This is a genomic window from Erwinia persicina (assembly GCF_019844095.1).
In the GTDB taxonomy this organism is placed as follows: Bacteria; Pseudomonadota; Gammaproteobacteria; order Enterobacterales; family Enterobacteriaceae; genus Erwinia; species Erwinia persicina.
The window spans coordinates 4,337,575-4,351,771 of the sequence record NZ_CP082141.1; the positions used below are offsets into that span (position 1 = coordinate 4,337,575).

Sequence of the window (14,197 nt, forward strand, 5' to 3'; positions counted from 1 at the left end):
GGGGCGATCGTCGATCGCCCTTTTTTTAGATTAAAAATCCTGTTCTTTCGGCTCCGTCTTGCAGAGATCGCTGGCGGTCACCAGCAGCAGCTGAGTTCCCCCCGGTGCCTCCAGCCAGGCAACACTGACCGGGCCTGCCGCCTCCCGCTGCTGACGCGCAATCTGGCTCAACTCAACGCTTTCAAGCGCCGGCTGCACCTTTTTGCCCTGACAAGTGCTGACGCTGCCATCCTGCTGCCACCTGCCCTGCCTGAGCAACACACTTCCCGACAGCAGGTCATCACTGATTTTCAGCATCCGCTGCCCGTCAAAGCGGTAGAGAGCCACCTCGTCCTCCGTCAGTGCCTCACGCCGGCCAGACAGCTGGCGCTGCATAAAACTCAGTCCACCGCTCTGGTCGAAGCGCAGCGTAACATCATCAGGTTTATCACCCGCGACATGCCGCTCAACCGAGAGCAGTTGATCCTGCTGCCAGAGATAGTCGGTTGTTTCCGTCGCCGCGCCGTTAAACGGGGTGTAGACCGTCATCAGATGCGCGACCTGCTGCTGGTGATTTTTGCGCCAGATACGCACCACGCCGCGATCGGCCAGATAGCCGCTTGCGGTAAAGTCGGGTAAATCAGAATGCGAACTGCAGCCTGCCAGTAGAATCAGGGTGGCAAGAGAGAGCGTTCGGGCGAAGGAGGTCAGTTTCATGCAGAAAAGAGTATCACAACCCGCAGGAAGCGCGAGAAACCGTTAAGGGGGAAAACGACGTAAGGTAAAATGATTCGGGAGGAGAGCAACATAACCTCTGCAGCAGGCGGTTTAAACAAAAGGGGCAGAACGCCCCCCTGTTTAAACTCTTCACCGTCAGACGATTACTTAACAGCGTCTTTCAGTGCTTTACCAGAAACAAATGCCGGTACGTTTGCAGCAGCAATTTTGATTTCTTTGCCAGTCTGCGGGTTGCGGCCAGTACGCTCAGCACGGTGGTTAACTTTAAAGGTACCAAAACCAACCAGTTGTACAGCATCACCTTCTTTCAGAGACTCAGTAATCGCAGCCAGGGTGGATTCCAGAGCAGCTTTAGCCTGGGTCTTTGACAGGTCCGCTTTGTCCGCAATTACATCAATCAGTTGAGTCTTGTTCATAAGTTATCCTTACAGTGTATTTATCGCTTGCTAAGCATCGAGTGCGAGGGAAAAACCAGTTTCTGGCACTCTCCTGCATACACGCACCGATAGCCACATTTTTCAGCCCCCCAAATGTAGACCAGACTGGGGGCGAATGTGAAGCCCAAAGGCGCTACAAATCAGGCCTGAAGTCACGTTTTGTCGCCTTACTGCTGAAAATTTATACCGATATTACTAATACCGGATTCACGCAGGTCAGATCGCAGTCCTTTTATCAGCTCGAGGTCCCGGTCTTCACAGGCTGCAAGCAGGCGAAATATCTCCCACTGGATGTCCCACTCCTCTTCAACGGCGGGATTCACTTTTAACTCTTCTTCGGTCATTTCGCGACCGGCCTGGGTCATTTCCAGCATCGCCACCGTGGTAATGGAGGTTTCGCTCACGGCAATCGCATGGGTCAGTGTTTCGCCGCTAAGGCGAGAGTGCAGCAGTTCGCTCAGCGCGACGCACGCATCGATCGCCGGGTATACGCCGTACAAATCGTAGTCGTCTGCAGAAGGAATAGCTTCTTCCAGTTTTTCAAGCTGGCTGTCAAAATTCACTTTCGCGTCTTTCACCACCAGCGTTTCCCACAGCAGATCAAGGATACGGCGGTAAAGCTGGCCGTCACCAAATCCTGTCTGCTGGCAAAACTCGCGGTAGTTAGGCGCCATGCGTTCGCACAGGCAGGCCATAAAAGTAACGTGCTGCCAGCTTTCCAGCTTTTCCAGCCGCAGATGAATCGGGTTACGTAACATATCGGGATCTCAGTATTAATGCGCTTGCCGCAGTGTACCTGAAAAGCCACTGAGCGGCACGGTTAACCCGACGGCAACCCGGTAAAAGCGGCGCGGCGTGAGGCAACTGCATCAGCCCAGCGTGTAGGCTCGGGCAGACGATAACCCTTGAGGCAGCGCTGTACCCATTCCAGGGCGGTGGCGTGACTGACCCGGTGCCCCGGTGAGATAAACAGCGGATTACAGCGTACCTTGCTGCGCAGCACCCAGCCCAGCAGTTCCTCTTTATCCCTCAGTGCTTCACAGCTGCCAGGTTCAGCTCCTGGCGGTTCAAACTTGCCACAGAGCCGTTTTTTCGCCACACCAATCGTCGGTACGTCCACCAACAGGCCGAAATGACTGGCCACGCCAAGACGACGCGGATGCGCCACGCCGTGGCCATCGACCAGCAGCAGGTCAGGATGATGCTCCAGCTGCTGCCACGCAGCCTGCAGTGCGGGTGTCTCACGGAATGACAGAAAGCCGGGGATATAGGGCATCGTGGTGGCGATACGGGCCACCTGATACTCCACCATCTGCAGGGAGGGATACTCAAGGATCACCAGTGCGGCACGGGTCACTTCACCGCCCTGTTCAAACCCGACATCGGCCCCGCCAATAAATCTGGGGGGCATCACATCAAAGTCATCCTGGCAGAGGATTTCTGCCGCGCGCTGGCGCTGCTCATTACGTAAAGCTGCAATATCCATTTTTTCCCCCTTGCGGATTATTACTGGTGGTAAGGACGCGAGAGCTTGTGTACTGCCTCCACAAACACACCCGCGTTTTCTGGTGGAACATCCTGATGAATACCGTGGCCGAGGTTAAAGACATGCCCCTCGCCCTGACCAAAGCTTTCCAGGATACCTGCGACTTCCTGCTCAATTCGCGCTGGAGAAGCATAGAGCATCGACGGATCCATATTCCCCTGCAGCGCCACCTTATGGCCTACGCGACGACGGGCGTCAGCCATATCGGTCGTCCAGTCAAGGCCCAGGGCGTCACAACCGGTGGCAGCCATCGCCTCCAGCCACTGTCCGCCGCCTTTCGTGAACAGCGTAACCGGCACACGACGTCCCTCATTTTCATGCAGCAGCCCATCGACGATTTTGTGCATGTAGTGCAGGGAGAACTCCAGATAATCACGCCCGGTCAGCACGCCACCCCAGGTGTCAAATATCATGACCGACTGCGCGCCCGCCCGGATCTGTGCATTGAGGTACAGCGTCACGCTGTCAGCCAGCTTGTCCAGCATCAGATGCAGCGTCTGCGGGTCGGCATACATCATCTTTTTCAGTTTAGTAAACGCTTTGCTGCTGCCGCCTTCCACCATATAGGTCGCCAGCGTCCATGGACTGCCGGAGAAGCCGATCAGCGGCACGTCGCCATTAAGATTTTTACGGATGGTGCGCACGGCGTTCATCACGTAACCCAGTTCCTGCTCCGGATCCGGGATGGGCAGCTTTTCGACATCAGCACGACAGGTAACCGGCGAGGAAAAACGTGGGCCTTCACCGGTTTCGAAATACAGTCCAAGGCCCATTGCGTCGGGAATGGTCAGAATATCGGAGAACAGGATCGCCGCATCCAGCGCATAGCGCCGCAGGGGCTGCAGCGTGACTTCACAGGCCAGCTCGGCATTTTTGCACAGCGACATAAAGTCGCCGGCGACCGCACGGGTGGCCTTGTATTCCGGCAGATAACGCCCGGCCTGACGCATCATCCATACCGGGGTAACATCAACGGGCTGACGCAGCAGCGCACGCAGATATCGATCGTTCTTCAGTTCATTCATCACGAGACTCTCTCACCATACAGACTGCCAGTGTAACATTTATTGGAATTGACGATGATCGACCGCTCAAAAAATTGAGCGGTCGGCGCGAGCAACCCGGCTGAGCGGGAACAGGCAGAATCAGGGGCGGGGAAAACAGAAAGAGGGTATGGCTTATTTTTTCTCACTGACAGGGGGGATTTTAGCGGCTTTTTGATCGACTGCGGTAAGAACAGGAGTGCGGTCGCTGTTAGCCGCCAGCAGTTTTTTATCTTTTTTATCTGGCAGCGCCTGCGGCTCCTCAATCTGATGAGAGTTTCCAATGAACACCCCACCCTTCTCAATGGAAAACTCGTTCGCATACACTTCACCTTCAATCCGGCCACGCGACATAATAATCACCGTTCTGGCATAACAGCTTCCCTTAAGCAGTCCGTTAACCACCAGTTTAAGGGATTTTATCTTGCCGATAACTTTCCCCTCTTTCCCTATTTGTGTGCTTTTCTGGCTGGTCAGGTCACCTTCGACAACGCCGTTGATGGTAATATTGTTTTCATTGGTCACTTCGCCGCGTAATACCGTCCCGATAGAAATAACGGTTTCTTTCGTACTGTTATCGTCGTTTAAAGAAGAAGGGAACAGGGTACTGGGTTCTACTTTGACGGGTGAAGGCAATTTTTCATTGGCTCGGTCTTCTTCTTTCCTGTTGAAATTAAACACGTTTGTAAACATCCTTTTTGTATGTAGACTCGAAATTATTAGCAGCAGGCTAAAGCACGCCATGCCAGCCAAAGAGAGCAATAAGACCGTCCTTGTCGAAAGCAGAAAGGCACTAATGCTCACCCCCCAGCAGAGCCAGATGCCCCACAGGCAACCTTGTTTTTTTGTTTCAGACATTAGCGTAATTCGCCACCTACGGAAACACTATGACATGTTTCAATTATGGCCCTTAATAATTAAATGCAAGACGGCGTTGTTCAGCATTTCCTGCAAAACAAATACACATCCAGATAAATAAGAAAAAACTCACATGACACTACAGTCGAAATAGTAGTTACTTAAGCCTGACTTAATATAACCATTTGAATAGCACAGGCTATCAACCGTTTTCATCACAGAATGATATTTGAAATTCCCCGCGAGATAAAGTCAGTTAATCTTCTCTACTTAAATTAATCCAGGGGCTCCTGGCAGGAGGCTGATATTGCCAGGAGATTATATCGCAAATAAAAACAATTCCTAAAAGACATATTCCCAGCGTGATTATTCCGCCTCTGCGCGACATAAAACAACGGTGTCCTCAATCAACCTGCGCGCAACGGTTCCGGCAGGCGGTAGCAGTGGCAGAGCATCAAAACGATACCAGCCAGCGGATAACAGCTCTTTCGGATCGATATTGATCTCGCCAGCGTCATAATCAGCCATGAAAGCCATCATTAATGACTGTGGAAAGGGCCAGGGCTGTGATGAAACATAGCGCAGATTTTTTACCGTGATCCCACTCTCTTCCATCACTTCACGCGCTACCGTCTGCTCAAGGGTTTCCCCGACTTCCACAAAACCGGCCAGCACGGTGAATACGCCGTTCCGGTGCCGGGTATGCTGCGCCAGCAGTATTTCTTCGCCACGCCGGATAGCCACGATAATGCAGGGAGCGATTTGTGGGTAGTAACGCTGGCGGCAGTGGCTGCACAGGCAGGCCCATTCTGTTTTACTGTGGTGCATTTCATGGCCGCAGTAACCACACCAGCGGTGAGAGCGGTAAAATTCAGCCAGCTGGATGCCACGACCAACCAGCTGGAACAGGCCGCTATCCTGATCGAGCAACTGCCGCAGCGATCCCATTTCCTGGGGACGGGTATCCCGGATCAACCATACCGTCTCGCCCTGCCACTCCCCAATCGGGGATCCCAGGGATCCTTTCAGGCCGAGTGAATCTGCGCTCCCTCGTGGAAGTTCGCCTTTTGGTAACCAAATTTTATGTTCCATGCTGACAATCCACCAGCCAGCGTCTACGCTTAAAATTTCCTGTTCCATCATTTTGCTCATCATCCTCAGCTTAAAGACTGGATTGAGGTCAGACGTTAAAATATAACACTCACGGAGTAGAACATGCTTAACCAGTTGGAAGTCCTCACCGCGCGCGTTGGCGGGTGCAGTGAACTGGTAGACTTTTGTCTGCGCTCACGCAAGCAGTTGCTGATTGCCTATTATCACATGGCTGGTATCAAGCCTAACAAGGATACGCTGACGACGCTCGATGAAAACGCGCTGGATATGTTCTGCCAGAATCTGGTGGATTACCTTTCAACGGGCCACTTCACTGTCTACGAACGATTTATCAAAGAGTTGGAAGGCACAGAGCAGTTGGCTAAAGCGTCGCTTATTTACCCTTCATTAAAAGCCAATACCGACCTGATTATGCAGGTTTATGATTCTCATCTGGAAAGCGCTATCGATCACGATAACTATCGGGAATTCCAGCATGCTCTGTCGGTTGTCGGTGAAGCGCTGGAGGCACGTTTTACATTGGAAGATAAATTCATCAAGCTGGCGCTGGAAAAAAACGCGGAAAATCAGGAAGCGGCTAACGCCTGTACGCTCGCGCGCCCGGCCTGACCTGCAGCGGTCATTTAAACTTCTTGTCGTTTCCAAAAAGCCCCTTTATGCTGAATGGGCTGTCAGGGTGAAGTCTGCTTAGCCCTTTCAGTGCCCATTTTGTGGTTTAAGCGTCGCCCGGTCGGCGCGCTTACGTCTGGTGCGTGAGCATCCAGGCTGGCTGGCTATAAAAGCCGCTTAAAAGACACTATTCTTCTTGTCGGAGTGCCCTTAGGGGCTGAGACCGTTAATTCGGGATCCGCGGAACCTGATCAGGTTAGAACCTGCGAAGGGAACAAGAGTAAAATCTAAAACGCTGTGAAATGAGTTTTCTCACAACGTTCTTATTACTCCCGCCTCCAGGCAAGCAAACTTCCCTTTTATCAGGAAATTGCTATGTCTACTCATGAAAAACCTGTCGTTGAAAAAAAAAGCCGTCGTCGCGAGCAGCGGGCGGAAGCGCAACAGTTTATTGATTCCCTGCGCGGTACCGCTTTCCCGCATTCAAAACGGATCTACCTCAGCGGGTCACAGCCGGATATCCGTGTACCAATGCGTGAAATACAACTCAGCCCAACCACCGTGGGCGGCAGTCAGGATCGGCCGTTGCTGGAGGAGAATGAGCCGGTGCCGGTATACGATACGGCGGGCCCTTACGGCGATCCGGACGCCACCATTAATGTTCATGCCGGACTGCAAAAATTACGCAGCAACTGGATCCTTCAGCGCAATGATACCGGGCAGGTCAGTGAGGTCAGTTCGACATTTACGCAGCAACGCCTGGCCGACGAAGGACTGGATCATCTCCGCTTTGAGCATCTGCCACGTCCACGCCGTGCACTACCGGGTCGCTGTGTGACTCAGATGCACTATGCCCGCCAGGGCATAGTGACGCCGGAAATGGAGTATATCGCCCTGCGTGAAAATATGGGCCGCGAGCGGATCCGCAGTGAAGTGCTGCTGCAACAGCATCCCGGGCACAGCTTCGGCGCGCATCTGCCCGACAACATTACCCCCGAGTTTGTCCGTCAGGAGGTTGCCAGCGGACGTGCCATTATCCCGGCCAATATTAATCACCCGGAATCAGAGCCGATGATTATTGGCCGAAACTTTCTGGTGAAGGTAAACGCCAATATCGGTAACTCTGCGGTCAGCTCTTCTATTGAGGAGGAAGTGGAAAAACTGGTGTGGTCGGTTCGCTGGGGGGCCGATACGGTCATGGATCTGTCTACCGGCCGCTATATTCATGAAACCCGCGAGTGGATCCTGCGCAACAGCCCGGTTCCCATTGGCACGGTGCCCATTTACCAGGCGCTGGAAAAGGTGAACGGCGTGGCGGAGGATCTGAGCTGGGCTATCTTCCGCGATACCCTGCTTGAACAGGCTGAACAGGGCGTAGATTATTTCACTATCCATGCTGGCGTCCTGCTGCGCTACGTGCCCATGACGGCAAAACGCCTGACCGGCATCGTCTCGCGCGGTGGATCCATCATGGCAAAATGGTGCCTGTCACACCACCAGGAGAGCTTCCTCTATCAGCATTTCCGCGATATCTGTGAAATCTGCGCGGCCTATGATATCTCACTGTCACTGGGGGACGGACTGCGTCCGGGCTCCATCCAGGATGCTAACGATGAAGCGCAGTTTGCCGAACTGCGCACGCTGGGCGAGCTGACCAAAATCGCCTGGGAATATGATGTTCAGGTAATGATTGAAGGACCCGGCCACATCCCGATGCAGATGATCCGCGTCAATATGACAGAACAGCTCGAACACTGTCATGAAGCCCCGTTTTACACCCTGGGCCCTCTGACCACAGATATTGCTCCGGGTTACGACCATTTTACCTCCGGCATCGGTGCCGCGATGATCGGCTGGTTTGGCTGCGCGATGCTATGCTACGTGACGCCGAAAGAGCATCTCGGCCTGCCGAATAAAGAGGATGTGAAGCAGGGGCTAATCACCTATAAGATCGCTGCCCATGCAGCCGACCTTGCCAAAGGCCACCCCGGGGCGCAGATCCGTGATAATGCGATGTCAAAAGCTCGCTTTGAATTTCGCTGGGAAGATCAGTTTAATCTGGCCCTCGATCCGCATACCGCCCGTGCCTATCACGATGAAACCCTGCCGCAGGAGTCAGGGAAAGTGGCCCATTTTTGCTCAATGTGTGGCCCTAAATTTTGCTCAATGAAGATCACCCAGGAAGTGCGTGAATATGCTGCCCGCCAGGAGGCCGAAGCGCATCCGATCGCGGTCGGCATGGCACAGATGTCTGGAGCATTTCGTCAACGTGGCGGCGAACTTTATCATCCTGCCGACGCCCTGAAACCAGAGGAAAAAATATGAGTCGTGGCGCTTTCCCCCCTACCGCAGCACAGTTAGGCCTTTACCCTGTCGTGGACTCGGTGGAATGGATTGCGCGCCTGCTGGATGCTGGCGTGCGTACATTGCAACTGCGCATTAAAGACCGCGTAGAACATGAAGTCGAGCAGCAGATTATTGATGCCATTGCTCTTGGCAAGCGCTATCAGGCGCGCCTGTTTATCAATGATTACTGGCGGCTGGCGATAAAACATCAGGCTTACGGTCTCCATCTCGGTCAGGAGGATCTGGATATTGCTGACCTGGATGCGATTCACGCAGCCGGGCTGCGGCTCGGGCTGTCAACGCATGACGACGCCGAACTGGAGAGAGCACTGGCTGAACAGCCTTCTTATATTGCTTTGGGGCATGTGTTTCCCACCCGGACAAAAGTCATGCCGTCTGCGCCACAGGGTCTGGCAGAATTGACCCGCCATCTGGCGCGGTTGCAGGGGATCTCCACCGTGGCGATCGGTGGTATCAGTCTCGATCGCGCACCACAGGTACTTGCCACGGGCGTAGGCAGTATTGCCGTGGTAAGTGCTATTACCCAGGCCAGTGACTGGCGGGCTGCCACTCACCAGTTGCTCGAGCTGGCGGAACCACAGACTGCCCCCCGGCGTTGACGTTTTTCCTTGATCCGGACGCATGGCCGCAAAAAAATGTCGCCGCCGGTAACGCCGTTAAACAAGGTGGAAGACGCTACGCAGGCTGAGTGATGGCCACTTTTCACTGTCGCCTGACCCGCTATAGTGACAGCGCGGGTGACAATCCGGTCAGCCGCCAGGGTCAGTACCCTTCCTTCTCGCTGACCCTGCCTTCTCCCGCCTCTCCACGGGCGGAGGGCTCCGCCACCGCTGGACAGCAGAGCATGGCACGTTCAACGGCCTCGCCCAGAATTTCCAGAGCGCGATCGGTTTTATCGGTAAACGGCTGGGCATAGCTGAGGCGCAGGCAGTTGCGGTATTTGCCTGATGCGGAGAACAGGGAGCCGACGGCAATCTGAATATGGGATGCCCGCAGATCCTGATTGAGCCGCAGCGCATCAAAGGGCTCCGGCAGTTCAACCCAGAGCAGAAATCCTCCCTGTGGCCGCGTCAGGCAGATGCCACAAGGGAAGTGATGGCGAACCCGCCGCGTGAAGACCTCAAAGTTGCGCTGATAGTCACTGCGCATTCGCCGCAGATGGGGCTGGTAATAGCCCTGACGGATAAACGCGGCCACGGCCATCTGCGTCTGCGTGACCGTGGAGCCGGTGCTGATGTATTTCATATGCAACACGCGGTCAAAATAACGCCCTGGTGCCACCCAGCCCACGCGCAGGCCCGGCGCCAGCGTTTTAGAAAAGGAACTGCACAGCAGCACGCGACCATCCATATCCAGCGACTTGATGGTTATCGGGCGCGGATACTCAAATGCCAGTTCGCCATAAACATCGTCTTCAATAATGGCGGCATCAAAGCGCTGCGCCAGCGTCAGTAAGGCCTGCTTACGCTGTGCCGGCATCACGAATCCCAGCGGATTGTTACAGTTGGGTACCACTACCACCGCGTTGATTGGCCACTGCTCAAACGCCAGTTCCAGCGCTTCCAGACTGATGCCGGTGACCGAATCCGTCGGGATTTCGATTGCGCGGATGCCAAATCCGCGCAGCGTTTGCATGGTGCCATGAAAAGCCGGGGACTCGACGGCAATAATATCGCCTGGCTGACAGATTGCTCGGATCGACACGGACAGGGCTTCATGGCAGCCCGTGGTGATCACAATATCATCTGCCGTCAGCTGACAGCCGCTGTCAATCATCAGGCGTGCGACCTGTTCGCGCAGCTCCGGCACGCCATAAAGATTGTCATAACTCAGCAGGCGCGGATCCTGCTGCTGGCCCAGGCGGCTGATAATTTTCCACAGTGGCTTGAGCGTAGGGGCGTCGATACAGGGCATACCGCTGCCCAGCTGCAGCATATCTTTATCCAGCCGGGCGTTGAGCAGGTCCATCACCGCATCCCACTGGGTGATCTCTACCGGACGCTGAACCGGACGGGTGATCGGCGGCAGCGGGGGCGCAGCTTTACGGGGGGTAACAAAATAACCGGAGCGCGGCTGCGGGGTAATCAGCTGTTTCTCCTCCAGCAGATAATACGCCTGCTGGACGGTACTGATGCTGACGCCGTGTTCGCCGCTGAGCGTTCGCACGGACGGAAGCCGCTCGCCAGCCTGATACAGCCCCTGTTCAATTCGCTGTGCCAGTAACTCTGCCAGCCGTTGATAACGCGTCATTGTATCCCGTCCTCCCGGTTACTTTTCATTAAAGCAGTACAGATTGCGGTAATTATCACCATTCAGTCACACTATCGCGCAATCTGTATGTCAATAAAAGGTGTTTTTTGCATCTGTATCATCAGCACGGTTAGCGACAGAATAGTCGGCATACACACGGTGATGAGGAGTCAGTGATGGAGTTTGAAGAGAACAGAGCAGCGAAGCCCTTGAGTTGGTCGCTGATTAAAACGGTTTTTCTCCTGCCTTATCATCGCTGGCAGGCAAGGCGTATACGCGCCTGCACGCGCCGGATCCTGTCGCAGTTGAGTGTCGCGCAGCTGAAGGATATCGGACTGACCTGCGAGGACGTGCGTAACTTATAGTGATGTGGCCTGGGTCGAAGGATGCACCCGAGGGCAACGCGGACGTTCCACTGCGTTGCCCTTTTTTTATGCTGTGACGGACGATCAGTTACCGCGGTAGGTAGAGTAGCCGTACTGACTCAGCAGCAGGGGAATATGGTAATGGCTGTCGCTGTTTTCCACATGGAAGATCACCGGGATTTCCGGGAAGAAAGTCGGCTGCTTTTGCTGTTTGTAATAATCACCGGTTTTGAAGACCACTTTGTAGTCACCCGCCGCCATCGTTTTCCCTGCCGGATAGAGCGCCGGGATACGTCCGTTTTTGTCCGTCACGCCGGAAGCCAGTTTTACCCATCCCTGCTTTTGCTGCTGTTCGAGTTCAACCGTCACGCCGGAGGTCGGCACGCCGGTCTGCAGGTTCAGCACATGCACGCTCAGCGGATTCTTCATCCCTTCATCACCGGCAGCCAGTACAGGCAGAGAAGCACTGACCAGGCTGGTCATTAGCAGGGCTTTAACAATCTTCATGTCGGACTCCTTAGGATTAATGTCGGCATGAAGATAACAGCTGTCCTGTTTAACCACGATTTTACTGCGGAAAATATGAAATTTCCCAGAGGGACAGGGGCGGGAAAAGCGGATACCCTCCCCGTTTTCCCCTTACTCTTTACCTTCTGTTACCCAGACAGAGGGCCAGTCAGCCGGTTGACCGCCATTGCAGCCAGGCTGGTTTTTAAAACGTGCCAGGTGGAATGTCTTGCCGTCATAGATCCAGCCGCCGTTATTACCGCACTCGGCAGCCTCATTACCCCGATCGGAGAAATAGAGATGGCCGACAGCTGAATCATACCCGCCCTGGGCAAACATCGTTTCCTGCATCGGCTTGCCATCCGTGCCGTTCAGCGGCAGGGGCAGCGTCAGTCGCCGGGTGTCTTTCGGGTTATCACGTTCACTGATGAACACGACGTTTAATGTTTTGAAGTCTCCCGGTCCGCAGTTGACCATCACCAGTGCCTGGGTGTTATTCAGCGGTTCGGCATAGCTGCGTGCGCGGGTATCCTCATCCTGAGGGCACTGCAGTTGCTTCAGCAGCTTGCCATTGGCAGCAATGGCTCCGTCCACCAGTGCGGCAGGATCGGTCAAAGGCACCACGGCAGGCACCGGGAAGTTCAGTGCCACAGGTGCGGGCCGGGGCAGAACCGCTGAAGAGGGTTTATCGCCCACTTTCAGCAAGGCCGTCTGATTATCCAGACGCCCCTGTCGCTCATCCACCAGCAGTAGTGCGGCGGTCAGCCCCTCAAGAGAAGCGCTTTCAGGCCCGGCTGAAAAGGCTATCGTCTCCGCATTTTTGGCCTGCGTCACCCACGCCTGAATCACTGCCAGCTTATCGCTACTGCCCACAACGTGCTCATCACTGCTCTGCGGTGTGGCAATCTGGATATCTGAAGACCAGGCCTGACCATCCAGCCAGATCCCGTCTGCTTTCAACGCAGCCCACTGCTGAAAACTGAGCGAAGGCTGTGCCTCCGCCCCTGCCTGACGTTTGAGGATGATACGCAGCGTCTTGTCCGTGTTACGGACATCGCAGTCATTCACGTTATTACAGGTGACCTGCCAGTTTTTAAAGACCTTCTGTACCGGCGCGTTAACCCACTCGTCTGCCTGAACGCCCGTACTTAAACCCATCAGCATAAACGCCAACACTAACTTGTTATTATTCATTATTATTCTCTGAACTCATCGGAAAAAATGCCTGAGCACGCTTTAACGCTGCCCAGGCGGCGGATCAGCAGGGTGAAGCCATCGCCCCCCGACTACAGGGTTACTTTGCTCCGGCCGTCACCCAGAGGGATGGCCAGTCGCCCGGTTCACCACCGTTGCACTCCGGCTGGCTGTTATAGCGTGTCAGATGGAAGACTTTCCCGTCATATTTCCAGCCACCACTGTCCCCGCAGTCGGCAATACCGCGTCCGCGGCCGGCCCAGGAGAGTTCACCGCTTTGCGGATCGTAGCTGGCTTCCGTAAACCAGCTCATGACGAGCGGTTTACCCTGGTCATCTTTATCGGGTAAGGGCAGCATCAACGGCGTCACTTCAGCAGGGTTATCGCGTGAACTGACAAACAACAGGCTGGCTGACTGATAAGCTCCCAGCCCACAGTTGACCAACACCAGCGCCTGTTTATCATTCAGCGGCAGCGCCTCACTTCGTTCACGCGCAGCCGTATCGGGCTCACAGCTCTCACTGGCGAGCAGTTTATGGTTAGCAGCAATGGCCGCGTCGATCAGTGCAGCCTGGTTTTTGAGGGGTACCACCTTTGGCACCGGGAAGTTCATCACCTCGGGGGCCGGACGGGCAGGCACCATCGACGGCTCGTTGTTGCCCACTTTCAGCAGCGCTGTCTGATTTCCCAGACGCCCCTGACGTTCATCCACCAGCAGCAGCGCCGCATTCAGCCCGCTGAGTGAGGCGGCTTCAGAACCGGGGGCAAGGGCGATGGTCAACGCATTTTTACTCGCCTGCACCCACTGCTGGATATCGGCCAGTTTATCGCTTCCACCCGCGCTGTCATCACCACTGATTTTTGAGGGCGCAATCTCAATAGCGGAATGCCAGGGTTTGCCATCCAGCCAGATACCCTGTGGTATCAGATCGCCCCACTGCTGGAAACTGAGCGAAGGTTGCGCATCTGGCCCGGCCTTGCGTTTAAGAGTAATACGCAGCGCCTCGTCGGTATTGCGTACATCACAGTCATTGAGGTTGTTGCAGGTCACCTGCCAGCTTTTAAAGACTTTTTGTACCGGAGCGTTCACCCACTCTTCTGCCTGTACTCTCGCGCTCAAACCCAGCAGTACCAGCGCTATCACAACCTTATTATTTGGCATTTTTATTCCATGTGATTTTGTTGAGTCGA

At 54.7% G+C, this 14,197-nt stretch carries 15 protein-coding genes and 1 riboswitch; of the genes, 4 read left to right on the forward strand and 11 right to left on the reverse strand.

Annotated elements, in window-relative coordinates; genetic code table 11:
• Positions 1-30: 30 nt before the first annotated feature.
• The 7 genes from K6L24_RS20010 to nudC all read right to left on the reverse strand — a co-directional run bounded on the left by K6L24_RS20010 (position 31) and on the right by nudC (position 5,741).
• Positions 31-696: a DUF1481 domain-containing protein gene (locus tag K6L24_RS20010; RefSeq protein ID WP_222681779.1), complete on the reverse strand. Its 666-nt coding sequence runs from the start codon at positions 694-696 to the stop codon at positions 31-33.
• A gap of 164 nt (positions 697-860) precedes the next feature.
• On the reverse strand, positions 861-1,133 hold the full coding sequence (gene hupA, locus K6L24_RS20015; protein ID WP_002438605.1) for a nucleoid-associated protein HU-alpha: 273 nt from the start codon (positions 1,131-1,133) through the stop codon (positions 861-863).
• A 188-nt stretch (positions 1,134-1,321) separates the two neighbouring features.
• Entirely contained in the window at positions 1,322-1,912 is a 591-nt protein-coding gene (locus K6L24_RS20020; protein ID WP_118664981.1) for a YjaG family protein, read from the reverse strand.
• A gap of 62 nt (positions 1,913-1,974) precedes the next feature.
• Positions 1,975-2,640: a deoxyribonuclease V gene (gene nfi, locus K6L24_RS20025; RefSeq protein ID WP_222681780.1), complete on the reverse strand. Its 666-nt coding sequence runs from the start codon at positions 2,638-2,640 to the stop codon at positions 1,975-1,977.
• Between the two features lie 20 nt (positions 2,641-2,660).
• A complete protein-coding gene (gene hemE / locus K6L24_RS20030; protein ID WP_062749134.1) occupies positions 2,661-3,725 on the reverse strand; it encodes a uroporphyrinogen decarboxylase in 1,065 nt (354 codons plus the stop codon).
• A 153-nt stretch (positions 3,726-3,878) separates the two neighbouring features.
• On the reverse strand, positions 3,879-4,601 hold the full coding sequence (locus K6L24_RS20035) for a bactofilin family protein (protein WP_084344229.1): 723 nt from the start codon (positions 4,599-4,601) through the stop codon (positions 3,879-3,881).
• A gap of 366 nt (positions 4,602-4,967) precedes the next feature.
• Positions 4,968-5,741 (reverse strand): NAD(+) diphosphatase, encoded by a 774-nt coding sequence (nudC, locus tag K6L24_RS20040; RefSeq protein ID WP_062749173.1) that lies wholly within the window; start codon positions 5,739-5,741, stop codon positions 4,968-4,970.
• 75 nt (positions 5,742-5,816) lie between these two features.
• Between nudC and K6L24_RS20045 the strand changes: the two genes are divergently transcribed.
• The 3 genes from K6L24_RS20045 to thiE all read left to right on the forward strand — a co-directional run bounded on the left by K6L24_RS20045 (position 5,817) and on the right by thiE (position 9,289).
• Positions 5,817-6,323 carry an Rsd/AlgQ family anti-sigma factor gene (locus tag K6L24_RS20045; protein ID WP_062749138.1) on the forward strand — a complete coding sequence of 169 codons (507 nt, stop codon included), beginning with the start codon at positions 5,817-5,819 and terminating at the stop codon, positions 6,321-6,323.
• A gap of 190 nt (positions 6,324-6,513) precedes the next feature.
• Positions 6,514-6,614, forward strand: a riboswitch (TPP riboswitch).
• An 84-nt stretch (positions 6,615-6,698) separates the two neighbouring features.
• Entirely contained in the window at positions 6,699-8,648 is a 1,950-nt protein-coding gene (gene thiC / locus K6L24_RS20050) for a phosphomethylpyrimidine synthase ThiC (protein ID WP_137270100.1), read from the forward strand.
• Positions 8,645-9,289, forward strand: coding sequence for a thiamine phosphate synthase (thiE, locus tag K6L24_RS20055; RefSeq protein WP_222681781.1), 645 nt, complete (start codon positions 8,645-8,647; stop codon positions 9,287-9,289). Before thiC ends, thiE begins: the two co-directional genes overlap by 4 nt.
• A gap of 163 nt (positions 9,290-9,452) precedes the next feature.
• Here thiE and K6L24_RS20060 read toward each other — a convergent pair whose 3' ends face one another.
• On the reverse strand, positions 9,453-10,940 hold the full coding sequence (locus K6L24_RS20060; protein WP_062749144.1) for an aminotransferase-like domain-containing protein: 1,488 nt from the start codon (positions 10,938-10,940) through the stop codon (positions 9,453-9,455).
• Between the two features lie 176 nt (positions 10,941-11,116).
• Between K6L24_RS20060 and K6L24_RS20065 the strand changes: the two genes are divergently transcribed.
• Complete coding sequence (locus tag K6L24_RS20065) at positions 11,117-11,305, forward strand: DUF1127 domain-containing protein (protein WP_062749146.1); 189 nt, start codon at positions 11,117-11,119, stop codon at positions 11,303-11,305.
• Positions 11,306-11,389: 84 nt separating this feature from the next.
• Here K6L24_RS20065 and uraH read toward each other — a convergent pair whose 3' ends face one another.
• The 3 genes from uraH to K6L24_RS20080 all read right to left on the reverse strand — a co-directional run bounded on the left by uraH (position 11,390) and on the right by K6L24_RS20080 (position 14,168).
• Positions 11,390-11,812 carry a hydroxyisourate hydrolase gene (gene uraH / locus K6L24_RS20070; protein ID WP_062749148.1) on the reverse strand — a complete coding sequence of 141 codons (423 nt, stop codon included), beginning with the start codon at positions 11,810-11,812 and terminating at the stop codon, positions 11,390-11,392.
• A gap of 132 nt (positions 11,813-11,944) precedes the next feature.
• Positions 11,945-13,006 carry a DUF1176 domain-containing protein gene (locus K6L24_RS20075; protein ID WP_137270102.1) on the reverse strand — a complete coding sequence of 354 codons (1,062 nt, stop codon included), beginning with the start codon at positions 13,004-13,006 and terminating at the stop codon, positions 11,945-11,947.
• Between the two features lie 100 nt (positions 13,007-13,106).
• On the reverse strand, positions 13,107-14,168 hold the full coding sequence (locus K6L24_RS20080; protein ID WP_187510505.1) for a DUF1176 domain-containing protein: 1,062 nt from the start codon (positions 14,166-14,168) through the stop codon (positions 13,107-13,109).
• Positions 14,169-14,197: the final 29 nt, after the last annotated feature.

Excerpts from the sequence above, each read along its gene's own strand:
- K6L24_RS20075 (WP_137270102.1), bottom strand. The coding sequence starts at position 13,006 with ATGAATAATAACAAGTTAGTGTTGGCGTTTATGCTGATGGGTTTAAGT.
- hupA (WP_002438605.1), bottom strand. The coding sequence starts at position 1,133 with ATGAACAAGACTCAACTGATTGATGTAATTGCGGACAAAGCGGACCTG.
- uraH (WP_062749148.1), bottom strand. The coding sequence starts at position 11,812 with ATGAAGATTGTTAAAGCCCTGCTAATGACCAGCCTGGTCAGTGCTTCT.
- K6L24_RS20065 (WP_062749146.1), top strand. The coding sequence starts at position 11,117 with ATGGAGTTTGAAGAGAACAGAGCAGCGAAGCCCTTGAGTTGGTCGCTG.
- thiC (WP_137270100.1), top strand. The coding sequence starts at position 6,699 with ATGTCTACTCATGAAAAACCTGTCGTTGAAAAAAAAAGCCGTCGTCGC.
- K6L24_RS20060 (WP_062749144.1), bottom strand. The coding sequence starts at position 10,940 with ATGACGCGTTATCAACGGCTGGCAGAGTTACTGGCACAGCGAATTGAA.
- hemE (WP_062749134.1), bottom strand. The coding sequence starts at position 3,725 with ATGAATGAACTGAAGAACGATCGATATCTGCGTGCGCTGCTGCGTCAG.
- K6L24_RS20080 (WP_187510505.1), bottom strand. The coding sequence starts at position 14,168 with ATGCCAAATAATAAGGTTGTGATAGCGCTGGTACTGCTGGGTTTGAGC.
- K6L24_RS20010 (WP_222681779.1), bottom strand. The coding sequence starts at position 696 with ATGAAACTGACCTCCTTCGCCCGAACGCTCTCTCTTGCCACCCTGATT.
- nudC (WP_062749173.1), bottom strand. The coding sequence starts at position 5,741 with ATGGAACAGGAAATTTTAAGCGTAGACGCTGGCTGGTGGATTGTCAGC.
- nfi (WP_222681780.1), bottom strand. The coding sequence starts at position 2,640 with ATGGATATTGCAGCTTTACGTAATGAGCAGCGCCAGCGCGCGGCAGAA.
- thiE (WP_222681781.1), top strand. The coding sequence starts at position 8,645 with ATGAGTCGTGGCGCTTTCCCCCCTACCGCAGCACAGTTAGGCCTTTAC.
- K6L24_RS20045 (WP_062749138.1), top strand. The coding sequence starts at position 5,817 with ATGCTTAACCAGTTGGAAGTCCTCACCGCGCGCGTTGGCGGGTGCAGT.
- K6L24_RS20035 (WP_084344229.1), bottom strand. The coding sequence starts at position 4,601 with ATGTCTGAAACAAAAAAACAAGGTTGCCTGTGGGGCATCTGGCTCTGC.
- K6L24_RS20020 (WP_118664981.1), bottom strand. The coding sequence starts at position 1,912 with ATGTTACGTAACCCGATTCATCTGCGGCTGGAAAAGCTGGAAAGCTGG.